Origin of the sequence: Salegentibacter sp. T436 (genome assembly GCF_001932675.1) — a bacterium.
In the GTDB taxonomy this organism is placed as follows: Bacteria; Bacteroidota; Bacteroidia; order Flavobacteriales; family Flavobacteriaceae; genus Salegentibacter; species Salegentibacter agarivorans.
On record NZ_CP012872.1, the window covers coordinates 1,049,952 to 1,075,688 of the forward strand.

Here is a 25,737-nt window from a genome sequence, read left to right on the forward strand (position 1 = left end):
TTAGAATTATGAAAAGACATTATAAAATAATTTTTGCATTCCTTCTTGCTCTACCATTTTTTGGCTGCGAGAGTGATGACGATGCCCTTGTAGATCTTGAGCAGGTACAGGCACCGGCAAATTTGGGTGCAACATTTCAAATAACTCAAGATAATTCCGGTTTGGTAGAGATTACCCCAACCGGTGAAGGAGCTGCGGTGTATACCGTAGATTTCGGTGATGGTTCTACTCCTGCAGAAGGGATTAAAGTAGGAGATGCCGTAGAACACGTTTATGCAGAAGGTGAATATGAAGTAGAGGTTACCGGGACTCATATTAACGGTAAAATGACTTCGGGAATTCAACCTTTAACCGTTTCTTTCCTTGCTCCTGAAAACCTGGAGGTGGATATTACAAAGAATACTGATGGATATTCGGTTTCTGTTTCTGCAGCAGCAGATTATGCTGCAATGTTTGAGGTTTACTTTGGTGATGAAGAAGATGAGGTGCCAACCTTACTTATGCTAGGAGAATCTATTACTCATACCTATGCTGAAATAGGAACCTATGATATTAAGGTAATTGCCTTAAGTGGTGGTACAGCAACGGTTGAATATACAGAAACTGTAGAAATGAATGGACCAGTTCCTGCACCTACTCCCAATAAATTACCTGAAAGTGTTATCTCACTATTCAGTAATACTTATACAAATGTACCAGTAGATACCTGGCTCACGGATTGGTCAGCTGCAGAACTGGAAGAAACGGACATTGAAGGAAATGATATTAAGAAATATACTGATTTAAATTATGCTGGAATTTTAACTGAAAGCACTCAGATTGATGCAACTAACATGACTCATTTACGTACTGATATTTTCTCTCTAGATACAGAAACCTTTAAAGTTAAACTTGTAGACTTTGGACCTAACGGTGTTTATGATGGAGGTGGTGATGATGTTGAGCATGAAGTGGTAATTGAGGACATGCCCCAGGGAGAATGGGTAACTCTTGACATTCCTCTGGAAGACTTTACAGATTTAACCACCAGAGCACATATTTCTCAATTGATTTATTCAGCTACACCTGAAGGTGAGACTACTGTATTAGTAGATAATGTATTCTTTTATGATGAAAGTGTACAGGTGCCAACTTCGCCGGTAAATGCCGCTCCGACCCCAATTCATTTAGAAGAGGATGTAAAGTCAATATTTAGTGATAAGTATTCAGATCCCGCAGGCGTTGACTATTATCCAGATTGGGGTCAATCAACAACCTATGAAGTGGTTTCTGTAAATGGAAATGAGGCGATTAAATATGGCAACGCAAATTATCAGGGAATTGATATTGGAGAGGCTATAGATGTAACTGCATTTGAATCTGTTCACATAGATGTTTGGTCTGGAGATTACTCCTCAATACCATTCTTTCTTATTTCTTCTGGTTCAGGAGAAAAAAGTGTAAACTTGAATGTAACTCCAAATCAATGGAACAGTATTGAAATTCCCTTGTCTGAATTTACCAGTCAGGATCTTAATATAAGCGATATTTTTCAGTTCAAATTTGATGTGGGAACTGCTCCCGGTGGTGCTTTTTATATTGACAATCTTTATTTTTTTTCAGAGAGTGATGCAACTGCTGTTACATTACCGGCGACTTTTGAAAACTCTTCTTTAACCTATTCTCTAACTCCTTTTGAAGGAGCAGATTCTGCAGTTGAAGAAAACCCTTTTCAAGAAGGCATCAATACCAGTAATACTGTTGTGAGAAGTACAAAAACCGAAGGTGCCCTATTTTACGCTGGTACAACACTTCAGTTAGACGGTCCCATAGAATTTAACGGAAACAATAAAATTAGCGTAAAAGTGTATTCACCAAAGGCTGATATTCCGGTTAGAGTGAAATTAGAAAATAACGATGACTCTGGAATATTTGCCGAAGTAGATGCTATTACTACTGTAGCCAATCAATGGGAAGAATTAGTTTTTGAATTTTCAGATGAGCAAATTGTGCAGGAATATTCTAAAGTGATTTTATTCTTTGAAATTATTGAAGGTGTAGCAGGTGACGGCAGCACTTATTATTACGACGATATTCAACTTACGAATTAAAAAAGAACACAAATGAAAAATATATTTAAAACAAGTCTTGCGGTACTTTCGCTGGTTTTTTTCAGCGCCTGTTCCAACGACGATTATGATATAGGTAATATTACCACACCTTCTAACCTTAGTGTTAGCGCTGAAGTGGTAGGGCAAACTGAGGAAATGCCTAATGGCGACGGTAGTGGAGCGGTAAGTTTTAGCGCCAGCGCCGATAACGCCATGACCTACAAGTTTATTTATGGTGATGGTTTTGAAGAAGTTTCTGCTTCTGGAGAAACCACCCATAGTTTTAACGAGAACGGTGTAAATGATTATACAGTAACAGTTGTGGCATCTGGTACAGGGGGAGTTTCCTCGAATATGACCACCACCGTAACTGTCTTTAGTGATTTTAGCGATCCGGAAACTAAGGAATTGCTTACCGGCGGAAGTTCAAAAACCTGGTATGTAGCAGCTTCACAGCCGGCTCACCTGGGAGTTGGGCCAAGCTCTGGAGAAGGATTTACGGCTCCTATATATTATGCCGCTGCTCCTTTTGAAAAAGCCGGCGCAGATGTTAGTTCTTGTTTCTATACCGATGAAATGACGTTTAGCCTGAACGAAAATGATAATATAGTTTATAATTACAATAACAATGGGCAAACCTTTGTAAATGTTGCTTACACCGGTGATTTTGGTGGAGATGGTTCTGAAGACCAGTGTCTTGATTTTAGTAATACTGGAGACTTTAGTGCTTCTCTATCTCCTTCAACGTCTGGATTGCCAGAAGATGCTACTACCGGTACGGTAATTAACATCGCTGGCGGCGGAACGATGAGCTACTATGTAGGTTCAAGTTCTTACGAAGTTCTTAATATTACACCAACTACAATGGATGTTAGGGTAATACCGGGTAACGATCCTGCTTTGGCCTGGTATTTAAAATTCACCACTTCCCAGGGCGGAGAAGAAGAGCCTGAAGAATTTCAAACCGAATATGAAAATCTTGTTTGGGAACAGGATTTTGATACCGATGGCCCTGTAGATAGCAGTATCTGGAATTTTGAGATCGGTAATAATGGTGGTTGGGGAAACCAGGAATCTCAATATTATACCGAGGATAACGCAATAATAGAAAATGGAAACCTGGTAATTACTGCAAAGGCAGAAGAAACCAACGGCTTTGATTATTCATCTTCAAGAATAACTACAAAAGACAATTTTGAATTTCAATACGGAAGAGTAGAAGCTCGTGCTAAGTTACCTGAAGGAGCCGGAACCTGGCCTGCAATTTGGATGCTGGGATCTGATTTTGATGAAGTGGGTTGGCCTGAAACTGGTGAGATAGATATTATGGAGCACGTGGGAAACCAACAGGATATAATTCATGGTACCCTTCATTATCCGGGTCGATCTGGTGGAAATGCTGATGGGAGTTCTATAGAAGTTCCCGGTGTAAGTGACGAATTCCATACCTATACGGTAGAATGGTCTCCCGAAAGGATACTATTTCTTGTAGACGGTGAAGTATACCATACTTATGCGAACAATCCTGATTCTCCATTTAATAAAGACTTCTTTATAATTCTAAATGTAGCGATGGGTGGAACTTTTGGCGGAGAGATTGATCCGGCATTTGATGAACGCTCCATGGAAATTGATTACATCAGGGTTTATCAAGAGTAACAAAATTTATGATAAGACTGCCTGATTACTGTTATTGTTTTCTGAATTTACGGTTGAAGATTATTTGTTTGTAGGCCACAAACTTAACTTCTTAAACACACTTCAGGCAGTTTTTTTATTCGCTAATCGTATGTCGCTTTAATGCCGGGAGTGGTGAGACCTGCCCAAATTATTTAGATGGGCTGTGGCTCGCAATTAAATTTTATTTTCCAATTATGCCTCCTGGGCATGTCCCGAGGTAGATTACTTCAAATTATGAAAAAACTAAATTTATTAGGGTGTTTCCTGTTAGGCTGTTTTATGGTCAAAGCACAGGATTCAACTATAAAAAGTTCGGTTAAAAATGTAGAAGCCAAAGTAGATTCGGTTTTAACGTTAATGACCCTCGAAGAAAAAGTAGGACAACTTGTACAATATAACGGGAGTTGGGACCTTACGGGACCTGCTTCTGAAATGAATAATAAACAAAAGGAAGAAAATCTTAAAGCCGGTAAAGTAGGTGCTATGCTTAATGTACTTTCGGTAGATGCCACCCGGGAAGCACAAAAGCTCGTAATGGAAAACTCCCGACTTCAAATTCCGTTGATGTTCGGGTATGATGTAATACACGGGTATACTACTATTTTTCCTGTGCCGCTGGCAGAAACAGCTAGCTGGGACCTGGAAGCTATGGAGAGAACGGCAGAAATTGCAGCATTAGAATCTGCGGCTAACGGGGTTAACTGGACTTTTTCGCCTATGATAGATGTTTCTCGAGATGCGCGTTGGGGAAGAATTATGGAAGGTTCTGGGGAAGATCCTTATTTAACTTCCAAAGTTGCGGTAGCCAAAGTAAAGGGCTATCAAAGTGAAGATCTTGCAAATCCGCGCAGTATAGCCGCTACAGCCAAGCATTTTGCAGGTTACGGTTTTGGTGAAGCCGGCCGGGATTATAATACGGTGCACATTGGAGAGAACGAACTGCATAATACTATTCTTCCTCCATTTAAAGCAGCAGCCGATGCAGGAGTTGCTACTTTTATGAACGCTTTTAACGATTTAGACGGAATCCCCGCAACCGGGCATAAAACCCTACAAAGAGATATTCTTAAACGGGATTGGGACTGGAACGGATTTGTAGTTTCAGATTGGGGTTCTATTCCAGAAATGATTGCTCACGGAATTGCAAAAGATAAAAAGGAAGCTGCTAAAATCGCCTTAAATGCCGGTAGCGATATGGATATGGAAGGTGGTGCTTACGAGTCTAGCCTCGTAGATTTGGTTGAAGAAGGAGAAGTAAGCGAAGATTATATAAATGATGCGGTGAAAAGAGTGCTAAGGGTAAAATTTAAACTCGGACTTTTTGATGATCCTTATTTATATTCTAATGCCAATCTTTTAGACCAGATATCTTTTGAAGAACATAAAGCTGTAGCTCGCGACGTGGCGAAAAAATCTATTGTGCTGCTGAAGAATGAAAAAGATTTACTTCCAATAAAAGAATTCGTCAAAAAGATTGCTGTTATTGGCCCGTTGGCCGATGATAAAGATACTCCAATTGGAAACTGGAGAGCACAGGGAGAGGCTAATTCAGCTGTTTCCTTGCTGGAAGGTTTGCAAAATAATAACGATGAAAATGTTGAAATCTCTTATGCTAAAGGAGCCGACCTGGGCGTTGGGGAACGAAGCTTTTTAATGCCTCTTGAGATTAATGAAACCGATAAATCGGGGTTTGAAGAAGCGATTAATACCGCTTCAGAAGCCGATTTGGTGATTGTGGCACTGGGAGAAGATGCTTTTCAAACCGGTGAAGGAAGAAGCCAGGTAAATATTGGTTTGGCCGGAGTTCAGCAGGAATTGCTGGAAGAAATTTATAAAGTGAATCAAAATGTTGTCTTGGTTTTAATCAACGGCAGACCTTTGGAAATTACCTGGGCAGCAGAAAATATTCCGGCTATTGTTGAAGCCTGGCAATTAGGTTCTGAAAGCGGAAATGCAATTGCCGATGTTTTACTGGGAGATTACAATCCTTCGGGAAAACTTCCGGTTTCTTTTCCGCGAGCCGTAGGCCAGGAACCGCTTTATTATAATCAAAAAAGTACGGGAAGACCATCCAATCCCACACATGTGACTTATTCAGGATACACCGATGAAAAGAAAGATGCACTTTATCCTTTTGGTTTCGGACTTAGTTATACCGATTTCGAATATGGGGATTTGCAACTTTCTTCAGAAGAAATGGATGCCAATGGAAGTATCGAGGCAAGCATAACTTTAAGCAACATTGGAAACGTTGAAGGAAAAGAGATCGTTCAGCTTTACTTAAGAGATCTTGTGGCGAGCACAACCAGGCCTGTAAAGGAACTTAAAGGTTTTGAAGCGGTAAACTTAGCTCCCGGGGAATCTAAAACGGTCACTTTCGAGATAGATGAAGAAATGCTTCAGTTTTATAACGCCAATAGAAAATGGGAATCTGAGGCCGGGGAATTTGAAGTTTTTATAGGCGGGAATTCTAGAGATCTTCAAAAAGCTACATTCAGTTTAAAAAAATAAAGATGAAAAAAAAGAATATAATATTGAGCGCGGTTCTATGTGCGGGTTTGCAGGTTTCTGCTCAGGAATTAATTTGGGAAGAAGATTTTGAAGGCGATTCGCTGAATATGGAAAACTGGAGCTACGAAACCGGTGACGGTTGTCCCGATCTTTGCGGATGGGGAAATAATGAGCGCCAGATTTATAGCGAAGATTATGTAGAGGTAAAAGACGGGAATTTAGTACTTACTGCCGATAAAGTTGGGGATAAGTATTACAGTGGGAAAGTAAATACCAAAGATAAATTTGAGTTTCAGTACGGTACTGTTGAGGTAAGAGCAAAATTACCCGATGGCCACGGACTTTGGCCGGCAATCTGGATGCTTGGAGATAATATTGATGTGGTAGGCTGGCCGGCTTCCGGTGAAATTGATATTATGGAATTTGTAGGGAGACAGCCCGACACTATTCATAATGCGCTGCACACTCCAGCAAGCCACGGTGATACCGAAAACATTAAAACCACGCCGGTAAAAAATGCAACTTCAGAATTTCGCGTGTTTAAAATGAACTGGACGGAGGATGCGATCACTTTTTATATTGACGGTGAAAAAACCTATACATTTTCTCCTTCAGAAAAGAATGAGGAAACATACCCATACAGGCACCCGTTTTATTTCTTATTGAATCTTGCAGTAGGCGGTAATTTTGGTGGGCCAGAAGTTGATGATTCTATTTTTCCGAAGCAGTTTTTAATAGATTATGTAAAGGTTTATAAATAAAAATCCCCCCCTTTTTTAGTAAGGCCGGCATACCAGTAGCGTATGCTGGCCTTTTATTTTAATGAATTGGCTGGTGATTAATAATTTATGTATATTTTACAGATATTTTAAATCCTACCTTATGAGAAACCTTTTTATTTTCCTGTTTTCAGCATTGGTATTCACAAGCTGTGCCGACTCAGAAAAAGATGCGACACCCTGGACCCAATTATTTAACGAAGAAAACCTGGATGGATGGACTAAAAAAGGTGGCGATGCCGAGTACCGGGTAGAAAATTCAGCAATAATTGGCACTACCCAACATAACACGCCCAACACCTTTCTTACTACTAATAAAAATTACGAAGATTTTATTCTGGAGGTGGATTTTAAGCTGCATCCCACTATGAATTCCGGGATTCAAATTAGAAGCAATAGTTTAGACAATTATATGGATGGTCGGGTACACGGGTATCAGGTAGAAATTGATCCCTCAGACCGTGCTTGGAGCGGTGGAATTTATGATGAAGCACGCCGTGGCTGGTTGGTGGACTTAGGCGAAAATTCTAAAGCTCAGCAGGCTTTTAAACAAAACGAATGGAATACCTATAGAATTGAGGCCATTGGCGACACTATTAAAACCTGGATAAACGGGGTTCCCGCTTCGCATTTAATAGATGATAAAACTTCAGAAGGGTTTATTGCCCTACAGGTACACAGCATTGGCGAAGATGCTGAGGCAGGCACCGAAGTAATGTGGAAAAACATTAAAATTCTTACCGAAGATTTAGAGAAATATAGCAAAGAAACTCCCCTGGAACCTGTAAAAACCAAAAACAGTTTAACTACAGCTGAAAAAGATAACGGCTGGGAAATGTTATGGGATGGTGAAACCACTGAAGGTTGGCGTGGTGCACGTTTAGATGAATTTCCGGAAGAAGGATGGAAAATAGAAGATGGAGTACTTACAGTGTTGGCCAGCGGTGGCGGAGAATCTGAAGCCGGTGGGGATATCGTTACCAAAGAACTTTATGGCGATTTTGAATTAAAAGTTGATTTTAAAATTACCGAGGGTGCCAACTCCGGCATTAAGTATTTTGTGGATACCGATCTCAATAAAGGTCCGGGTTCTTCAATAGGTTTGGAATACCAGATTCTTGACGATGAACGTCATCCTGATGCCAAATTGGGTAACCACGAGGGAAGTAGAACAATGGCTTCTTTATATGATTTAATTCAAGCCGATCTCGCTAAATCGGTTAATCCAATAGGAGAATGGAACACCGCCCGTATTGTTTCAAAAGATAAAAAAGTAGAACATTGGTTAAATGGCGAGAAAGTGCTGGAATATAGACGAAAAAGTGAAGAGTACCGCCAGCTGGTTTCTGAAAGCAAGTATGTAGACTGGCCAAATTTTGGAGAAGCCGAGGAGGGCCATATTCTGCTTCAGGATCATGGTAATAAAGTGAGTTTTAAAAACATTAAGATCAAAGCAGAATAAATATGAATTCACGAAGAGATTTTATAAAAAAAACAGCTTTAGGCGGAACTGCTCTTGCAGTTGGAAGTTCGGCAATGGCAATGAGCGCTAAAAGCTACCGCAAAATTATAGGTTCTAACGATAGGATTAATGTGGCTATAGCCGGTTTGGGAAGAAGGTTAGGTGCTTATTTTGATCCTATTGCTCGCAAAGATTCTAATGTAGAACTCCTGTATTTATGCGACGTGATGGAAAGTCAGCGGGTAAATGCATTAGAGCGTTTTTCAGAACATATAGATTACAAACCAAAACTTGAAAACGATATTCGTAAAGTTTTTGACGATAAAAAGGTAGATGCCATTATTAACGCTACACCAGATCATTGGCACACCCCGGGCTCTATTATGGCAATGAAAGCCGGGAAGCATGTGTATGTTGAAAAACCTTCCAGCCATAATATGTTTGAAAATGAACTGCTGGTAGAAGCTACTAAGAAATATGGAAAAGTGGTGCAAATGGGAAATCAGCAACGCTCTTCAAATCATACGATTGAAATTATAAAGGATATTCACGAGGGGGCGATTGGTGAAGTTTATAAAGCAGTGGCATTTTATACAAATGCACGTGGCGAGGTGCCAAATCAGAAAAAAGCATCTGTTCCGCATGGATTAGATTGGGATTTATGGCAGGGACCGGCACCAAGAAGAGAATACACTGAAGAAACCTGGGATTATAACTGGCACTGGTATGGTTATAATTATGGTACAGCCGAATCCGGAAATAACGGAACCCACGAAATGGATGTAGCACGTTGGGCATTACAGGTTGGAATCCCGCTACGCACCGATGTACAATCAGGAAAACGACATTTTAAAGATGACGGCTGGGAAATGTACGATACCATGGAGGCTACTTTTAAGTTTGCAGACAATAAGGTTATTCAGTGGGATGGTAAAAGCCGAAATGCCTACGATACCTATGGTGGCGGCCGCGGCACCATAATTTATGGTACCGATGGTGGCGTATTTGTAGACCGTGAGAAATATGTGCTTACCAATAGAAATGGTGAAATAATTAAAGAATACAATTCAGCATCTGATGAAGCCGGGACAGCTTTAGGGGGTGGAGGAGATATGTCTACAGCGCATATGCTTAATTTCTTTGATGGAATACGCGGCACAGCCAAACTAAATGCGCCCATAGATGATGCAAACATAAGTATGACCATGGTACACTATACCAATATTGCCGATCAATTGGGTAGAGGCTTTGATATAGACGATAAAACAGGAAGAATTTTTGACAGGCATGCGATGAAGCTTTGGGGCCGTGAATACGCCCCCGGGTGGAAACCTGAAATTTAACCTCTGGGTTAATTTTTCTATAAACTATTTTAGTAAAACCTTATCAAAATCATAAGTGCAGAGAGTTCTTATTTAATACCTTAGCCGCTCATAACGCCCCTTATGAATAATACTAAAATTGATGAGAATAAGGAGATAAAAAGGCTTCAAACCTTACTTTCCTATAATATTCTTGATACACCCTACGAAAAAGATTTTAATGAGCTAGCGCAGCTTATTGCCCTAATTTGCGATGTCCCCGTTGCTTTTATTGCAATGATAGACGATAAAAGACAGTGGTATAAAGCCAAGGTAGGTCTTGATGGCAGTGAAACACCGTTAGAAGAAACATTCTGCCAATATACTGTTAAGCAGGATGAACTGGTTGAAATTTCTGATGCTCGTTTAGATGAAAGGGTAAAAGATAATCCTCACGTTACTTCAGAAAATGGAATTCGGTTTTATGCCGGGATGCCTTTAAAGGCTGAAAACGGCCATAATATTGGGACGGTTTGCGTTGTAGATGGCAAACCAAGAAAGCTTGATGCCCAGCAAAGACAAGCCTTGAAATTACTTACCAATCAGGCAATGCACCTCATAGAAGCCAGGAAAAAGAATAAAAGTCTGGGAAAGGAATTAAATAGTATTCTCGAAAAACGAATCGCACGCACAGAAAAGAAACTCGAACTCAAAGAGAGCGAGAATAGATCCTTAATGCAGGCGATTAAAAATTCTAGCGGAGTTGTAGAATTTAAACCAGATGGAACGATAATTTCTGTAAACCGAAATTTTGAAGAAATTTCAGGATATACTGAAAAGGAACTGTTAGGGAGTCCTCATCATAAGTTTATTACTCCGGCCGATTATGCTGAAAATAAGCAACTATGGGCTTCTCTAAGAAAATGTGAATATAAAACGGGTCGTGTACGTAGAATCCATAAAGATGGATCTGAATTTTATTTACAGGCGTCTTATAATCCAATTCAGGACCTGGATGGGAATGTGATAAAAGTGGTAAAGATTTCACAGGATATTACTAAAGAAATTGAAGCAGAAATTTCTTTGGAAAAGGCCAAAGAAATGGCCGAAAGCCTTAATGAACAGAAAGATAACTTTATTGCAAATGTTAGTCATGAAATTAGAACACCAATTCACGCAGTTTTAGGATTTACCGATCTTTTACTGGAGAATGAAAAAGACGCGCATAAAACAAATTATTTAAAAGCGGTAAAAATCGCAGGAGATTCCTTGCTATTTATTGTAAATGATATCCTGGATCTTTCAAAAATGGATGCAGGCCTATTACAAATAGATAAAGATGTTTTTGATATTAGGGATGCCGTAAATAGAGTGTTTTCAATTTTACATTTAAAGGCGCACCAAAAGAAAATTGGGTTTGAACCGCATATTGAATTTAATGTTCCTGCTTTATTAATGGGAGATAAAAATAGACTTTCGCAGGTACTTATTAATCTTTTGGGAAATGCTATAAAATTTACTTCAGAAGGAAGTGTGAAATTATTTTTAAGTGTGACAAAAGAAACTGCTGATAAAACAATATTGAAATTTAAAGTTTCAGATTCCGGAATTGGTATTCCGAAGAATAAATTGGAGACTGTTTTTCAACGTTTCTTACAAGCAGATAAAAATACCTCTCAAAAGTATGGTGGCACAGGTTTAGGACTAAATATTTCCAGACAGTTGATAGAAAAACAGGGAGGAACAATTGAAGTAAAGAGTGAACCCGGAAAAGGAACCGATTTTATTGTTGAAATTCCTTTTGAAAAAGCCACTCAGGAAAAACAGCTTGTTAAAGATGCGAAAGATAATTTTGAGGAAAAGTATTCAGGAAGAATCTTAATTTGCGAAGACAGTGAACTAAATCAGCGATTGGTAAAGGCCCTTTTAAAAGGAAAAGGTCTTGAGGTAGATATTGCTTCTAATGGAGAAATAGCTCTTTCGTTTTTGAGGAAAAGCACTTATGACCTGATTTTTATGGATGTTCAAATGCCGGTCAAAAATGGGTATGACACTACGAAATTTCTTAGAAAAGAAATGGGGTTAAAAACGCCTATTGTAGCATTAACAGCTAACTTTATGGCTACCGAAAGACAAAAATGTGCTGAGGTTGGTATGGATGATTACCTGGCCAAACCTTTTCAGAAAAAACAATTGTTCGAAAAGGTTGAAAAATGGGTACAGGGATAAAAGGATTAAAATTTGCGCTGAATAGCCTGTACTAAATTATAGAGTTAATAGGGAAATAGATTAATTTGTAAAAATGGTTAAAGTATAGCAAATTTGTATTATTTTTATAAAGTATGCCCCGTACAAAAACCAACTTGCTAACTTTTACGTATATCTACTCCACAACAAAGTTTTTTGGCGAATAACATTAATGTAGTACATTACGCACGAATTATGAGGGTTGATGTGAGAAATAATTATTCTAAATATATACTTGTTTTAATACTCCTTTTTTTCTCTCAAGTAGTATTAGGACAAAATCCTCCAGAGCCTAGTCCAACTGCAATTCCTCCACCCCCAGGTCTTCCCATAGATTTTGGAATTTCAGCTTTAATCGCTGCTGGGTTAGCGCTGGGTATTCATCATATTAAGAATAGAAAATAATTACTTTAAATCCTGCAGGCGTTTAACGTATTTCCCAATAACATCAAATTCCAGGTTTACAATAGCTCCTTCCGTAAGGTTTTTAAATGTGGTATGTTTGTAGGTATAAGGAATTATAGCGACGCTAAATTCATTTTTCTTAGAATTTACAACAGTTAAACTCACGCCATTTACGGTTATAGAACCTTTCTCAATCGTAATATTTTGCAAAGTTGGGTCGTAGTCAAAAGTGAACTCCCAACTGCCGTCTCTCTCTTCTACCTTTTTGCAAATTGCGGTTTGGTCTACGTGTCCCTGTACAATATGGCCGTCTAAGCGGTCACCTAACTTCATTCCACGTTCCAGGTTTACCGGTGCGCCTTCAGCCAAATTCTTTAAATTCGTTTTTTCCAGTGTTTCGGCTACTGCAGTAACGGTATACTCATTATCCTTAATTGAAACCACAGTTAGACAAACGCCGTTATGCGCTACACTTTGGTCTATTTTTAATTCGGGCATCATTGCTGCTTTAATGTGAAAATGCATATTTCCCCCTTCGGTTTCTATGCGGCTTACTTCTCCTACTTCTTCAATAATTCCGGTAAACATATCTTTGGATTATTCTTACATTTGTGATGTAAAAATATAAATAAACACGGGAAGTTTAATGAAATAGCCCAGAACAAATCCAGATTTAATTTTGGATTGAAAATGGTAATTTATTAGCAAGAAATATTCCCACTAATTATAAGCAGATGAAGCAAGCAGAAAAGGTGAAATTAGGAATAAGCATAGGAGACTTAAATGGAATTGGAAGTGAAATAATGCTTAAAACCTTTGATGATTCCAGGATGTTAGACTTCTGTACCCCGGTAATCTTTGCTTCCACTAAAGTACTCACTTTTTTAAAGAAACATTTTAATCTTTCCCTTAACTACCAGGGAATAGATGAGGCTTCAAAAGCTATAGATGGAAAAATTAATGTTGTAAATGTTTGGAAAGAGGGGGTAAATATCAATTTTGGCGAAGAAGATCCTAAAATTGGTGAATATGCTTTTAAATCGCTTCAGGCTGCAACAAAATCGCTTAAGGAAAATGAAATTGATGTGTTAGTTACGGCACCTATCAATAAACACAGTATCCAGTCGGCTGATTTTAATTTTCCCGGCCATACCGATTATTTAGCTAAGGAACTTGAAGGGGAGAGTCTTATGTTTATGATTACCGACACCTTAAAAATTGGTTTACTTACAGATCACGTAGCACTAAAAGATATTGCGAATACAATTACCCCAGAGTTAATTGAAAAGAAACTAAACATAATTCAGGAAACCTTAAAACAGGATTTTAGGGTGCAAAAACCAAAAATTGCTGTTTTAGGAATAAATCCGCATAGTGGAGATAATGGAGTAATTGGAAAAGAAGATGAAGAGATTTTAAAGCCTACCCTTCAGAAATTACGTGATAAAGGCGATTTGGTTTTTGGCCCATTTTCAGCCGATAGTTTTTTCGGTTCAAAAAATTACGTAAATTTTGATGCAGTGGTGGCTTCTTATCATGACCAGGGTTTAATTCCGTTTAAAACACTTTCTTTTGGGAATGGGGTGAATTTTACCTCTGGTTTAAGTAAGGTAAGAACCTCGCCAGATCACGGTACCGCTTTTGAAATAGCTGGAACAAATTCGGCTAATATTAATTCTTTTAAAGAAGCTGTTTTTCGAGCAATAGAAATTCATAAATGCCGTGAAGAATATAAGGAACTCACCAAAAACCCTTTAAAGAAACAGGGTAGAAAGTTATAAACAAAAATTTGTTTATAACAGCGCTCTAATTTATTAATTTTTATATATTTGCACCCGCCTAAGCCGAAGCGGCCCGGGCAAGAAATTGACGATGAGATGAGGAAATTAGCAGCGTATACAATTCCTTTTGTGGGATTAAAGCTGGGAAAACACCAGTTTGAATACGATATTGATAATGAGTTCTTTGAGCATTTTGAGTACGACGATTTAAATAGTGCCAATGTTAAAGTTGATTTGTTGTTGGAGAAGAAAACAACAATGATGGAGCTTACTTTTAAAGCTTCGGGTGCTGTAAACGTAAATTGTGACCTCACAAATGAGCCATACAATCAGCCTATAGACGGCAGTTTGTTTTTGGTAATTAAGTTTGGAGAAGAATTTAACGATGAAAATGAAGATTTACTTATTTTGCCACACGGTGAATTTGAAGTAAATATTCAGCAATATATTTACGAACTTATAGTTTTGTCTATACCATTAAAAAGGGTGCATCCCGGGGTAGAAGACGGTACTTTAGAATCTGACGTACTTGATAAACTTGAAGAATTAAGTATTAATAATAACGAGAATAAAAATGATGAGGATGAAATAGATCCTCGCTGGGATAAATTAAAAAACTTATTAAACGATAAATAACAGCAAGCCATGGCACATCCAAAGAGAAAAATCTCGAAAACCAGAAGAGATAAAAGAAGGACACATTATAAAGCTTCGGTACCTAAAATAGCTACAGATCCTACAACAGGAGAGGCGCATTTGTACCACAGAGCACACTGGCATGAAGGTAAACTATATTACCGAGGCCAGGTATTAATTGACAATACCGAAGAAATAGAAGCTTAATTTAACATAGAGCTTTAACTTTTTATAAAAACTCTCACCCACGTGAGAGTTTTTTGTTTGAAGTTGAATAAGTGCTAAAAAGACCTTAATTTGCACCCCCGTTCAAAGAAAAATTAGTACTTTTCTTTTTAAGTTTTTACGTTTTTTTAGAACGTAAAAGGGGTTAAAAGTCAAATCTATGAATAAAATCACAGCAGCAATTACCGCTGTGGGTGCTTATGTGCCCGAAGATGTGTTAACCAACAAAATGTTGGAAGAAATGGTTGAGACCAATGATGAATGGATTTTCAGCCGAACCGGAATACGAGAACGCCGAATACTTAAAGACCCTAATAAAGGAACTTCATACTTAGGAATAGAAGCAGCTAAAGATTTATTAGAAAAATCTAATCTCGATCCAAAAGAGATAGACCTTGTTATTCTTGCATCTGTCACTCCAGATTTACCTGTAGCTGCAACCGCAGTTCACGTTGCGACCCAAATAGGTGCTATAAATGCTTTTGCTTACGATCTTCAGGCAGCATGTTCAGGATTTTTATATGCAATGTCTACCGCTTCAGCGTATATAGAATCTGGTCGGTACAAAAAAGTACTGGTAATTGGAGCCGATAAAATGTCTTCTATTATTGATTATACCGATAGAACTACGTGTATTATCTTTGGAGATGGCGCCGGTGCAGTACTTATGGAACCAAATGAAGAAGGTTTTGGCTTACAGGACGAGCTGCTTAGAAGCGATTCTATTGGAAGGGATTCTCTTAGAATAGAAGCGGGAGGCTCTTTAATGCCACCTACTGCAGAGACTGTAGCCAATAAATTACATTATGTGAGACAGGACGGTAAAACGGTTTTTAAATTTGCAGTTTCCAATATGGCAGAAGTTAGTGCTAATATTATGGAACGTAATAAATTAACCAATGAAGATGTAGACTGGCTTGTGGCGCACCAGGCAAATAAACGAATTGTGGGGGCAACGGCTAGCCGCATGGGACTGGAAGATAAAAAAGTGCTTATGAATATTGAGCGCTACGGAAACACTACATCGGCTACTTTGCCTTTATTGCTTAGCGATTTCGAGAAGCAATTTAAAAAAGGAGATAATTTAGTTTTTGCTTCATTTGGGGGCGGCTTCACCTGGGGGGCGACCTATTTAAAATGGGCATATAATTCTTAAAAAAACCAACACCCTATTATTATGGATTTAAAAGAAATTCAGAATTTAATCAAGTTTGTAGCCAAATCTGGTGCCAGCGAGGTAAAACTGGAAACGGGCGATGTAAAGATCACCATTAAAACAGGCTCAGACGAGAAAGAAACTATTGTTCAACATGTGCCAATGGGCGGCCAAATGCAGCAAATGCCTGCACAGCCACAGCCTCAACAGCAACCTCAACAACAGGCACCTGCTCCTTCTCAGGAAAGTGATTCCCAGAGTAAAGAAGAGCAAAAAGCACCTGCAGGAGAAGATTCAAATTATATTACCGTAAAATCTCCTATAATTGGAACATTTTACCGTAAACCTTCTCCAGATAAGCCAACTTTTGTAGAAGTAGGAGATTCAATTAAAGAAGGTGATGTGCTTTGTGTAATTGAGGCTATGAAACTTTTCAATGAAATTGAAAGCGAAGTTTCAGGGAAAATAGTAAAAGTATTGGTAGACGATTCTTCTCCTGTAGAGTTCGACCAACCATTATTTTTAGTAGATCCATCATAAATTACTGCCCATTTAGCTTAAGGGAAATTTTTCCCGGGCCAAAAAAACAATAGGTATGTTTAAAAAAATATTGATTGCAAACAGGGGCGAGATCGCATTGCGCATACTTCGCACCTGTAAAGAAATGGGAATTAGCACTGTGGCGGTTTATTCTACCGCAGATGCTGAAAGTCTTCACGTAAGATTTGCCGACGAGGCCGTTTGTATTGGACCTCCGCCCAGTAATTTATCATATTTAAAAATCTCAAATATTATTGCTGCTGCAGAAATAACCAATGCAGATGCTATTCATCCCGGTTATGGTTTTCTTTCAGAAAATGCCAAGTTTTCAAAGATTTGTGAAGAGCACGATATAAAATTTATCGGCGCCTCTCCAGATATGATCGCGAAAATGGGAGATAAAGCTACCGCAAAAGCCACTATGAGAGCTGCGGGAGTTCCTTGTGTTCCAGGATCAGAAGGGGTGATGAAAGATTTTAAGGAATGCCAAAAACTTGCGAAAGAAATAGGCTTTCCTGTAATGCTAAAAGCTACCGCCGGTGGTGGTGGTAAAGGAATGCGAGCCGTTTGGAAAGAAGAAAATCTTGAAGATGCCTGGGATTCTGCCCGCCAGGAAGCAGGCGCTGCTTTTGGAAACGACGGGATGTATATGGAAAAGCTTATTGAAGAGCCTCGCCATATTGAAATTCAAATTGTAGGAGACAGCACGGGTAAAGCCTGTCACCTTTCAGAAAGGGATTGCTCGGTACAACGCCGTCACCAAAAATTAACCGAAGAAACTCCATCTCCTTTTATGACCGATAGCCTTCGAAAGAAAATGGGAGAGGCCGCAGTAAAAGCTGCCGAATATATTAAGTATGAAGGTGCCGGTACCGTAGAATTTTTGGTAGATAAACACCGAAACTTCTACTTTATGGAGATGAATACCCGTATTCAGGTAGAACACCCAATTACCGAGCAGGTAATAGACTACGATCTTATTAGAGAGCAAATTCTTGTAGCGGCAGGAGTGCCAATTTCTGGGAAAAATTATTTCCCACAGTTACACTCTATAGAATGCCGAATTAATGCTGAAGATCCTTTTAACGGTTTTAGGCCTTCACCGGGAAAAATCACGAATTTGCACGCTCCCGGCGGTCACGGAGTACGAATAGATACCCACGTTTATAGTGGATATATTATTCCGCCAAACTACGATTCTATGATCGCGAAATTGATCACTACTGCCCAAACCAGGGAAGAAGCGATCAATAAAATGAAACGCGCCTTAGATGAATTTGTAATAGAAGGGATAAAAACAACGATTCCTTTCCATAGGCAACTTATGGATCACCCCGATTATATTGAAGGGAACTACACCACTAAGTTTATGGAAGATTTTAAAATGAAACCACTCGAAAAAGAGGATTAAGTTTTTTCAGTGAATCTAAATATAAGACCTCACAGGTTTCCAAAACCTGTGAGGTCTTTTTATTTACTGGATTTACGTTATTCTGAACCTGCCCTGTCGTTCAGCAGGGATTGTATCAGAATCTAACAAGTTACAAATACAAATATGCTCTGAACTTAAACCAGGTTGATTAGAATTTTCAGACAGCCTCCTTTTTTAATTTCGTATTTTCATTGAAAATTAACTCATTCAATGAACTTTTCTTACTGGGAAACCAAAACCTGGTTTTCAAATATCGATTTTTGTATTGTAGGTAGCGGAATTACCGGGCTAAATTGTGCGCTTGATTTAAAAACACGGTTCCCGAAATCGAAAATCCTGATTTTGGAACGCGGAATTTTACCCAATGGTGCGAGTACAAAAAACGCCGGATTTGCCTGTTTTGGAAGTGTTTCAGAGATTCTTGACGATCTAAATTCACATTCTGAAGAGGAAGTGCTACAACTAGTACAAAAACGGTTAAAAGGTTTAAAATTGCTTCGGAAGAATCTTGGAGATCAAAATATTCGCTATAAAGAATATGGCGGTTACGAACTTTTTGTCAATGAGGATATAACTCTTTTTGAAGAATGTAGGTCGGCTTTACCACAACTTAATAAAATGCTGAAACCAATATTTGGAGACGCTGTTTTTAGTGTTCAAAAAGACAGTTTTGGATTTAAAAATATTCAAAAAAAACTCATTTTTAATCAATTTGAAGGGCAATTAAATACCGGGAAAATGATGGAAGCTCTGCTACATAAAGTGCAGAAGTCCGGCATCAAAATCCTGAATAATATTACAGTTGAAGGATTTGTAGAAACAAAGAACTCAGTAAAGATTAAAACCGATAAATTAGATTTTTCAGCAAATAAATTATTGATCGCTACTAATGGATTTTCAGAAAAATTGGGAATTGCTCAGGTAAAACCCGCCCGCGCCCAGGTTTTGATCACCAAACCGATTAAAAACCTGGAAATTAAGGGTACATTTCATTTGGATAAGGGTTATTATTATTTCAGAAATATTGACGATCGTATTCTTTTTGGCGGTGGCAGAAACCTGGATTTTAAAACCGAAGAAACTACCGAAATCGCTCAAACGAAACTTATTCAGCAAAAACTGGAGAAATTACTAAAAACCACAATTTTGCCTGAAACTGCTTTTGAGATCGATGAACGCTGGAGCGGTATTATGGGCGTTGGAAAGCAGAAAAATCCGGTCGTTAAACAAATTTCAGATAATGTTTTTTGCGGAGTTCGCCTTGGCGGAATGGGTGTTGCTATTGGCAGTTTAGTAGGGAAAGAACTTTCAGAATTGATAAAATGATTAAAAAAATATTCAAATTTCTATTGAAACTTGCAGGAATTTTACTCCTGTTTTCGCTTTTAATTGTATTGCTGTTCAAATGGTTTCCGGTACCGTTTACGCCGTTAATGGCTATTCGATATTTTGAAAATCCTGAGGAGAAAATTCAACATTCCTGGGTGCCACGACAAGATATTTCCCGGCATTTGCAACTTGGCGTAATTGCCAGTGAAGATCAAAATTTCGTAAAACATAATGGTTTTGATATTGAAGCTATAGAAAAGGCCATTGAAGATAATCAGAAAGGAAAGCGGGTACGCGGCGCCAGCACAATTTCCCAACAAACCGCAAAGAATGTATTTTTATGGCCGGGGAGAAATTGGTTAAGAAAAGGCCTGGAGGTATATTTCACTTTTTTGATCGAAACTTTTTGGAGTAAAGAAAGAATTTTAGAAGTTTATCTAAATAGTATTGAAATGGGCCGCGGAATTTACGGCGCAGAAGCTGCTGCACAGCATTGGTTTAACAAATCGGCTGCAAATCTTTCTGTCTACGAAGCTGCTGCAATTGCGGCTATTTTACCGAATCCTAGAGAATACCGGGCAAATCCTGCCAGTAATTATATAAATCAAAGAAAAAACTGGATTGTAAGGCAAATGCAGAATTACGGGAAGTTTAGTTTAGAGTAAATCAGTAAAAAAATTACCGTCAATCTGAACTGGTTTCAGTTTTTTAATTGGTGAGGATTAATGAACGCTTAGAACTCCGAACAAATATCGGAGCATGCTCTGAAATAAATTCAGGATGACGATTCTACAAACTTCTCATATTTCAAAAAGAGAATAATCTATGAATGCAATAAAAGAAAAACTTTATATAGCCTGTGAAGCTTATGTGGACGAACGTATAAAGCGTATTGAAGCTGCTATGGCCGGACTTGAAAGTGATCTGGAAAACGAAACCAAAAGCAGTGCGGGCGATAAATATGAAACCGGCCGGGAAATGATAAACCTGGAAATAAATAAACTAGCCGAACAGCTACAGCAATTTAAAAATCTAAGAAATACGCTTAATGTTGCTAAAAGCCGAACTAACAATGGTTCCGCTCAATTAGGAACTGCGGTAAAGACCAATATGGCTAATTATTTTATCGCGATCCCGGCAGATCGTATTATTGTAGATGGCGAAGAGTATTTTGCCATTGGCGCCAATTCCCCAATCGCGCAATTATTGCTTCATAAAAAAGCCGGTGAAGAAATTACATTTAATGGAAAATCAGCTGAAATTTTGGAAGTCTTTTAAATTAAAATGATTAGGCACGAATTCACGAATATTCTATAAAATAGCTCCCCTACTTTCAAAGGATGGAATGAATTCAGCGCAGCTGAAGAACGGGGTGGTTGGACAACCGATAAAATAACAACTGAAAAACTTTTTGATATCAAACCCCTTCGGCCTACGGCCACCTCCCCTTGAAAAAATGGGAGGAGCTTTAATATTTTTTCCCGAGCAAATATCTATAAATACTGTGCCAAGGAAGAAGGTACGACTGAAGCAATCTGCACAACTGAAACAGTCATTCCAAAGATTACCGCGCTCCTGAGTGGCTCGTTTGACGCTAAGATTGAAGAAAAAAACTTCGGAAAAGAGACTAAAACAATTCGTGTATTTGTGGCAAAGCTTAAACTACTTCAACCTTGATTTAATTAATTTTTCGGAAACTTTGAGACTTATCTTTTTCCCTTCTTTTAAAGCTTTCGAATGATTAAAATAAATGATTTTCCCGTTTAAATCGGCTTCAATTACCCAGGTTTCGCCTTTAAACCAGGATTTTTTTACTTCGGCTTTAATTCCTGCTTTTTGGGTAAGTTTAATTTCTTCGGGGTAAAGAATTACTTTTTTTCGACTGCTTTCATCTTCAGTCAGCTCCTTTAGTATTAACTCATTTACATCGCCGAAGAGGGACGCCACATACTTATTAGGCGGATTTTGATATAATTCTGCCGGAGAATTTTCAGCGTAAATTTTTGCGTTTTTTAAAACAATGGTTTTATCGGCAAAAGAAAGTGCATCGGTACTATCGTGGGTGGCGACAATGCAGGTGATATTGTTTTCCTTTAAATAATCAAAAAGTCTGCGGCGTAAATTATTTTTTCTAAAATGATCTATATGGCTAAAAGGTTCGTCCAGTAAAAGCAATTCGGGTTCATTGGCCAGTGCTCTTGCCAGAGCTACGCGCTGTTGTTGCCCACCGCTTAAGAGTTTCGCTTTTTTATTGGCTAGCTCGGTCATTTCAACAACTTCCAGTAACTCTTTAATACGTTTTTTCTTTTTTTGAGGATATTGGTTACTAAGATATTTCCCAATATTATCAGCAACACTTAAAGGAAGCATTAAATCGAAATCTTGCGCGAGATATTTTATAAACGGCTCGCCTGGCACAAGGTTAAAATTGGGGCCTAAAAGTTCTTTTTCTCCCCAAAAAATCTTGCCATCGGTATGCAGCAGGCCGTAAATAAGTTTTAGTAACGTACTTTTTCCGCAGCCGCTTTCCCCAATTACAGATAGGTTTTCTCCTTTTTCCAGTGTAAAACCGATATCTTTTAAAACCGGTTCTTCAGCATAGGCAAAGGAGACATTTTTGAGTTTCAGCATAAATATTTTTTGTTCCTACAAGGTAAGCTTTTCAGACTTTTCCGGTAAGAAACTATACATCGTCGTAATCTACCTTTAGTTTTGGGGTAAGCGGTTGCGCCTGGCAGGTAAGAATCAAGCCTTCTGCAATCTCTTCATCGGTAAGGATTTGATTTTTACGCATTTCGGCTTTTCCTTCTACGATCCTGGCAATACAACTGCTGCAAATTCCGCCCTGGCAGGAATAAGGCACATCTAAATCGTGCTCCAAAGCGGCGTCTAAAACCGTTTCTTTGGTATCCATAGAGAAAGTGGTTTCCTCATCGTCTACCATAATGGTAAGTTCAGTTTGGCCTTCTACATTGGTTTCTATAGCTCCCGTTTCTTCAGAAGTAAAAAGTTCGTAAAGAATTTTGTCTTCGGTAACGCCGTTTTCTTTTAAAACATCGCTTACCTGGTTAATCATTTCTTCAGGTCCACAGAGGTAAAAAGCATCAAAGGCGTGGTCTTTAAACTTGTTTTTCACCACAAAATTCACCGTACTGGTTTCAATTCTTCCAAAATGTGAATTGTCTTCCCGGGTACGACTATATACAAATTCAATAAAAAGTCTATCGGGGAATTTAGCCTGAAGTTCCAGCAATTCCTTGAAAAATATAGTTTCTTCTGGAGATTTATTTCCATAAGTAAGTACAAACCGACTTTTTGGTTCTTCGGCTAAAACAGTTTTTATAATAGAAAGCACCGGGGTAATCCCGCTTCCTGCTGCAAAGGCTGCATAATTTCTAGCTTCACCGGTAGGTTTTAAAATAAATTTCCCTTCTGGCGGGTGAACATCTAAAACATCGCCGGCATTAAGTTTATTATTGGCAATTACAGAAAATTTACCGCCTTCAACTTCTTTCACGGTAACTTTGAATTCTCCTGAATTTGGTGCCGAGCAAAGCGAATAAGCACGTCTTAATTCTTCGTCGCCTAATTTTATTTTTATCGTAATATATTGGCCCGCGTCAAACTTAAACTCTTCTTTTAAATTTTCTGGAATATTAAACGACAAGCTCACTGCCTGCGGGGTTTCCCTAATAACTTCTTTTATTTCTAACGGAAAAAACTGACTCATCAAAAATTTATTTTTGGCAAAAATACAAAGTATGTGAAATTAAAGAGTGTAACAAATACCTAAATTTCTATACATGTAAGGTAAATATGCCCGTAACCTGATTATACTGGTGTTTTATTTTGGGTATTTAATCATTTTGGGTTAGTATTTTTAATCCCGTTAATGGGTTAAATTATTAAATTATGTTTAAACGGTTTTTATGGTTAGAATGGAAATCTTTTTTCCGTTCCGCAAGTGTGGGGAAGAGTATTGGATTAAAAGTTCTGCTTATTTTCCTGGCTTTATATTTTTCTGTAGCATTTCTCGCTTTGGGAATTGGTCTTTATCCTTTGCTGCAGGAAACTTTTCCAGACCAGGATCCTTTACAAATGGTAAACCGTTTTGTTTTACTGTGGCTGGTTTTTGAACTCGGTTTTAGGTTTATGCTGCAAACACTGCCGGTTTTAGATATAAAACCACTTTTAAATTTGCCAATTCCCAGACGAAAAGCGGTGAATTTTGTACTGCTTAAGTCTATGTATTCCTTTTTTAACTTTCTGCCATTATTTATAATTATTCCCTTCGGAATTTTTTGCATTTATAAAGGTGATTATGGAATCTGGAATATTCTGGGTTGGATGGTAGCGATGATTGCCACAACTCAATGCATAAATTTTCTAAATTTTATTATTAAAAAGAAATTTACCGATAATCTAAAAGCATTAATTCCCGCCATTCTTTTAGTAGTGATTTTGGGCGCACTGGAATATTTTGAAGTTTTTGAGATAAGTTTCTGGTTTGGCAAAATGATGGATTACCTGGTTTTAAACCCTTACCTGGCTATTGTACCTATAATTCTGGTAATTGCTTTTTATAAATGGAACCAACTTAACCTGGAAAGCAAGTTTTATCTCGATGCCGGTTTAAAGGAAAAACAAAAAGATGCCGATACAAAAGATTTTGTTTGGACTAAAAAATTTGGAGCCCTTGCGCCTTTTCTTCAATTAGATTTAAAACTAATTTGGAGAAATAAAAGACCAAAAACAACAATTTATATGTCCTTGCTTTTGTTGTGCTACGGTTTATTTATTTACCCTAGCGATATGTATGGGCATCCAGCTATGTATGTATTTGTCGGTATTTTTATGACCGGAATTTTTATGATCAATTTTGGTCAATTTGTGCCTTCCTGGGATGCATCTTATTATCCAATGATTATGTCGCAAAACATCCCGTTAAAAGATTACCTGTCTTCCAAAGCGATGTTAATTAGCTTTAGCGTAATAATACTGGCTATTTTAAGCACACCTTATATTTATTTTGGCTGGAATATTTTATTGATAAATATGGTGGCCGCTTTATATAATATTGGCGTAAATGTTCCTATTTTGCTGTATTCAGGCTCTTTTAATAAAAAGAGAATAGACCTGGATAAAAGTCCGTTTATGAATTATCAGGGCACAGGCGCAGCTCAATGGATAGTTGGCCTACCCTTAATGTTTTTACCAATTTTAATCTTCTGGCTTCTGGATTATTTCATAGGATTTGAAGCTGGTTTAATTGGGCTTTCCGGCTTGGGAATTCTTGGTCTGCTATTGCGATCTAGTTTAATGAAATACATTGCCGGAGTTTACCAAAAAAGAAAATACGCAATGATTAATGGTTTTAAACAAACCGGCGAATAAAATTTATAAATATGATAACTGCTACAAACCTTAGTAAAATATACGGAGGCACAAAAGTTCTAAATATAGATCATCTTGATATTCCAACAGGAGAAAGTTTTGGCCTGGTTGGTAACAACGGTGCCGGTAAAACCACTTTTTTCAGTTTATTGTTGGATTTAATTCAGCCAACCACGGGGAATATTTTTAATAACGAGATCACCGTAAGCCAGAGTGAAGACTGGAAACCTTTTACCGCTTCTTTTATAGATGAAAGTTTCCTTATTGGCTATTTAACTCCCGAAGAATATTTTTATTTCGTAGGGGATTTACGTGGCGCTAATAAAGCTGATATTGATGCTTTTTTAGCCAATTTTGAAGATTTCTTCCATGGAGAAATTATTGGACGTAGAAAATATTTACGAGACCTTTCTAAAGGGAATCAGAAAAAGGTGGGAATTGTTGCGGCGCTAATAGGAAATCCCAAAGTGGTGATTTTAGATGAGCCTTTTGCCAATTTAGATCCAACAACTCAAATTCGATTGAAAAAGATTATTAAAGATCTTACCGAAAATCGTGAAACCACTGTATTAATTTCCAGTCATGACCTTATTCACGTGACCGAAGTGTGTGAGCGAATTGTGGTTTTAGCTAAAGGTATACCGGTAAAAGATATTAAAACTTCTGAGGCTACTTTAAACGAATTGGAAAGTTATTTTTCTGGTGAAGTAGGCGCGGCTCAGGCTGAAGAACTGTAGCAAATTGGTTTGCGTTTGTAAAAAGAAGCGTA

At 38.1% G+C, this 25,737-nt stretch carries 21 protein-coding genes; 18 read left to right on the forward strand and 3 right to left on the reverse strand.

Annotation, left to right across the window (positions count from 1 at the left end; genetic code table 11):
* The first annotated feature begins 8 nt into the window (after nt 1-8).
* The 7 genes from AO058_RS04550 to AO058_RS04580 all read left to right on the forward strand — a co-directional run bounded on the left by AO058_RS04550 (nt 9) and on the right by AO058_RS04580 (nt 12,052).
* On the forward strand, nt 9-2,090 hold the full coding sequence (locus tag AO058_RS04550) for a hypothetical protein (RefSeq protein ID WP_075325444.1): 2,082 nt from the start codon (nt 9-11) through the stop codon (nt 2,088-2,090).
* A 12-nt stretch (nt 2,091-2,102) separates the two neighbouring features.
* Nucleotides 2,103-3,749, forward strand: a complete 1,647-nt coding sequence (locus AO058_RS04555; RefSeq protein WP_075325445.1) for a family 16 glycosylhydrolase — start codon at nt 2,103-2,105, stop codon at nt 3,747-3,749.
* Nucleotides 3,750-4,004: 255 nt separating this feature from the next.
* Nucleotides 4,005-6,281 carry a beta-glucosidase BglX gene (gene bglX, locus AO058_RS04560; RefSeq protein ID WP_075327881.1) on the forward strand — a complete coding sequence of 759 codons (2,277 nt, stop codon included), beginning with the start codon at nt 4,005-4,007 and terminating at the stop codon, nt 6,279-6,281.
* Nucleotides 6,282-6,283: 2 nt separating this feature from the next.
* Nucleotides 6,284-7,042 carry a glycoside hydrolase family 16 protein gene (locus AO058_RS04565; RefSeq protein WP_075325446.1) on the forward strand — a complete coding sequence of 253 codons (759 nt, stop codon included), beginning with the start codon at nt 6,284-6,286 and terminating at the stop codon, nt 7,040-7,042.
* 121 nt (nt 7,043-7,163) lie between these two features.
* A complete protein-coding gene (locus AO058_RS04570) occupies nt 7,164-8,522 on the forward strand; it encodes a 3-keto-disaccharide hydrolase (protein ID WP_075325447.1) in 1,359 nt (452 codons plus the stop codon).
* 2 nt (nt 8,523-8,524) lie between these two features.
* Nucleotides 8,525-9,865: a Gfo/Idh/MocA family oxidoreductase gene (locus AO058_RS04575; RefSeq protein ID WP_075325448.1), complete on the forward strand. Its 1,341-nt coding sequence runs from the start codon at nt 8,525-8,527 to the stop codon at nt 9,863-9,865.
* A 102-nt stretch (nt 9,866-9,967) separates the two neighbouring features.
* Nucleotides 9,968-12,052, forward strand: coding sequence for an ATP-binding protein (locus AO058_RS04580; protein WP_075325449.1), 2,085 nt, complete (start codon nt 9,968-9,970; stop codon nt 12,050-12,052).
* Nucleotides 12,053-12,475: 423 nt separating this feature from the next.
* On the opposite strand, the gene AO058_RS04590 is transcribed toward AO058_RS04580, so the two are convergent.
* Nucleotides 12,476-13,063, reverse strand: coding sequence for a riboflavin synthase (locus AO058_RS04590; protein WP_075325451.1), 588 nt, complete (start codon nt 13,061-13,063; stop codon nt 12,476-12,478).
* 146 nt (nt 13,064-13,209) lie between these two features.
* On the opposite strand from AO058_RS04590, the gene pdxA reads away from it, so the two are divergent.
* The 9 genes from pdxA to AO058_RS04635 all read left to right on the forward strand — a co-directional run bounded on the left by pdxA (nt 13,210) and on the right by AO058_RS04635 (nt 20,852).
* Nucleotides 13,210-14,256, forward strand: a complete 1,047-nt coding sequence (pdxA, locus tag AO058_RS04595) for a 4-hydroxythreonine-4-phosphate dehydrogenase PdxA (RefSeq protein WP_075325452.1) — start codon at nt 13,210-13,212, stop codon at nt 14,254-14,256.
* Nucleotides 14,257-14,352: 96 nt separating this feature from the next.
* On the forward strand, nt 14,353-14,892 hold the full coding sequence (locus AO058_RS04600; RefSeq protein ID WP_075327882.1) for a YceD family protein: 540 nt from the start codon (nt 14,353-14,355) through the stop codon (nt 14,890-14,892).
* A gap of 9 nt (nt 14,893-14,901) precedes the next feature.
* Entirely contained in the window at nt 14,902-15,099 is a 198-nt protein-coding gene (gene rpmF / locus AO058_RS04605; protein ID WP_037318365.1) for a 50S ribosomal protein L32, read from the forward strand.
* Nucleotides 15,100-15,277: 178 nt separating this feature from the next.
* Entirely contained in the window at nt 15,278-16,273 is a 996-nt protein-coding gene (locus AO058_RS04610) for a beta-ketoacyl-ACP synthase III (RefSeq protein WP_075325453.1), read from the forward strand.
* A 21-nt stretch (nt 16,274-16,294) separates the two neighbouring features.
* Nucleotides 16,295-16,813 (forward strand): acetyl-CoA carboxylase biotin carboxyl carrier protein, encoded by a 519-nt coding sequence (gene accB, locus AO058_RS04615; RefSeq protein ID WP_075325454.1) that lies wholly within the window; start codon nt 16,295-16,297, stop codon nt 16,811-16,813.
* 55 nt (nt 16,814-16,868) lie between these two features.
* Nucleotides 16,869-18,224 carry an acetyl-CoA carboxylase biotin carboxylase subunit gene (gene accC, locus AO058_RS04620; protein ID WP_075325455.1) on the forward strand — a complete coding sequence of 452 codons (1,356 nt, stop codon included), beginning with the start codon at nt 16,869-16,871 and terminating at the stop codon, nt 18,222-18,224.
* A 231-nt stretch (nt 18,225-18,455) separates the two neighbouring features.
* A complete protein-coding gene (locus AO058_RS04625) occupies nt 18,456-19,571 on the forward strand; it encodes an NAD(P)/FAD-dependent oxidoreductase (RefSeq protein ID WP_075325456.1) in 1,116 nt (371 codons plus the stop codon).
* Nucleotides 19,568-20,239 carry a monofunctional biosynthetic peptidoglycan transglycosylase gene (gene mtgA, locus AO058_RS04630; RefSeq protein ID WP_075325457.1) on the forward strand — a complete coding sequence of 224 codons (672 nt, stop codon included), beginning with the start codon at nt 19,568-19,570 and terminating at the stop codon, nt 20,237-20,239. Before AO058_RS04625 ends, mtgA begins: the two co-directional genes overlap by 4 nt.
* A 160-nt stretch (nt 20,240-20,399) precedes the next feature.
* On the forward strand, nt 20,400-20,852 hold the full coding sequence (locus AO058_RS04635; RefSeq protein WP_075325458.1) for a transcription elongation factor: 453 nt from the start codon (nt 20,400-20,402) through the stop codon (nt 20,850-20,852).
* Nucleotides 20,853-21,236: 384 nt separating this feature from the next.
* Here the strand turns inward: AO058_RS04635 and AO058_RS04640 are convergent, their stop codons facing one another.
* Together AO058_RS04640 and AO058_RS04645 are read right to left on the reverse strand one after the other, a co-directional pair.
* Nucleotides 21,237-22,205, reverse strand: a complete 969-nt coding sequence (locus AO058_RS04640; protein ID WP_075325459.1) for an ABC transporter ATP-binding protein — start codon at nt 22,203-22,205, stop codon at nt 21,237-21,239.
* A 52-nt stretch (nt 22,206-22,257) separates the two neighbouring features.
* Nucleotides 22,258-23,304, reverse strand: a complete 1,047-nt coding sequence (locus AO058_RS04645; RefSeq protein ID WP_075325460.1) for a ferredoxin--NADP reductase — start codon at nt 23,302-23,304, stop codon at nt 22,258-22,260.
* 182 nt (nt 23,305-23,486) lie between these two features.
* Here AO058_RS04645 and AO058_RS04650 point away from each other — a divergent pair, with 182 nt between their 5' ends.
* Together AO058_RS04650 and AO058_RS04655 are read left to right on the forward strand one after the other, a co-directional pair.
* Entirely contained in the window at nt 23,487-24,968 is a 1,482-nt protein-coding gene (locus AO058_RS04650; RefSeq protein WP_075325461.1) for a DUF5687 family protein, read from the forward strand.
* 11 nt (nt 24,969-24,979) lie between these two features.
* On the forward strand, nt 24,980-25,705 hold the full coding sequence (locus tag AO058_RS04655; RefSeq protein WP_075325462.1) for an ABC transporter ATP-binding protein: 726 nt from the start codon (nt 24,980-24,982) through the stop codon (nt 25,703-25,705).
* Nucleotides 25,706-25,737: the final 32 nt, after the last annotated feature.

Bases quoted from the DNA above. Each gene is read 5' to 3' on its own strand.
- AO058_RS04550 (WP_075325444.1), top strand. From the start codon at position 9: ATGAAAAGACATTATAAAATAATTTTTGCATTCCTTCTTGCTCTACCA.
- AO058_RS04555 (WP_075325445.1), top strand. From the start codon at position 2,103: ATGAAAAATATATTTAAAACAAGTCTTGCGGTACTTTCGCTGGTTTTT.
- bglX (WP_075327881.1), top strand. From the start codon at position 4,005: ATGAAAAAACTAAATTTATTAGGGTGTTTCCTGTTAGGCTGTTTTATG.
- AO058_RS04565 (WP_075325446.1), top strand. From the start codon at position 6,284: ATGAAAAAAAAGAATATAATATTGAGCGCGGTTCTATGTGCGGGTTTG.
- AO058_RS04570 (WP_075325447.1), top strand. From the start codon at position 7,164: ATGAGAAACCTTTTTATTTTCCTGTTTTCAGCATTGGTATTCACAAGC.
- AO058_RS04575 (WP_075325448.1), top strand. From the start codon at position 8,525: ATGAATTCACGAAGAGATTTTATAAAAAAAACAGCTTTAGGCGGAACT.
- AO058_RS04580 (WP_075325449.1), top strand. From the start codon at position 9,968: ATGAATAATACTAAAATTGATGAGAATAAGGAGATAAAAAGGCTTCAA.
- AO058_RS04590 (WP_075325451.1), bottom strand. From the start codon at position 13,063: ATGTTTACCGGAATTATTGAAGAAGTAGGAGAAGTAAGCCGCATAGAA.
- pdxA (WP_075325452.1), top strand. From the start codon at position 13,210: ATGAAGCAAGCAGAAAAGGTGAAATTAGGAATAAGCATAGGAGACTTA.
- AO058_RS04600 (WP_075327882.1), top strand. From the start codon at position 14,353: ATGAGGAAATTAGCAGCGTATACAATTCCTTTTGTGGGATTAAAGCTG.
- rpmF (WP_037318365.1), top strand. From the start codon at position 14,902: ATGGCACATCCAAAGAGAAAAATCTCGAAAACCAGAAGAGATAAAAGA.
- AO058_RS04610 (WP_075325453.1), top strand. From the start codon at position 15,278: ATGAATAAAATCACAGCAGCAATTACCGCTGTGGGTGCTTATGTGCCC.
- accB (WP_075325454.1), top strand. From the start codon at position 16,295: ATGGATTTAAAAGAAATTCAGAATTTAATCAAGTTTGTAGCCAAATCT.
- accC (WP_075325455.1), top strand. From the start codon at position 16,869: ATGTTTAAAAAAATATTGATTGCAAACAGGGGCGAGATCGCATTGCGC.
- AO058_RS04625 (WP_075325456.1), top strand. From the start codon at position 18,456: ATGAACTTTTCTTACTGGGAAACCAAAACCTGGTTTTCAAATATCGAT.
- mtgA (WP_075325457.1), top strand. From the start codon at position 19,568: ATGATTAAAAAAATATTCAAATTTCTATTGAAACTTGCAGGAATTTTA.
- AO058_RS04635 (WP_075325458.1), top strand. From the start codon at position 20,400: ATGAATGCAATAAAAGAAAAACTTTATATAGCCTGTGAAGCTTATGTG.
- AO058_RS04640 (WP_075325459.1), bottom strand. From the start codon at position 22,205: ATGCTGAAACTCAAAAATGTCTCCTTTGCCTATGCTGAAGAACCGGTT.
- AO058_RS04645 (WP_075325460.1), bottom strand. From the start codon at position 23,304: ATGAGTCAGTTTTTTCCGTTAGAAATAAAAGAAGTTATTAGGGAAACC.
- AO058_RS04650 (WP_075325461.1), top strand. From the start codon at position 23,487: ATGTTTAAACGGTTTTTATGGTTAGAATGGAAATCTTTTTTCCGTTCC.
- AO058_RS04655 (WP_075325462.1), top strand. From the start codon at position 24,980: ATGATAACTGCTACAAACCTTAGTAAAATATACGGAGGCACAAAAGTT.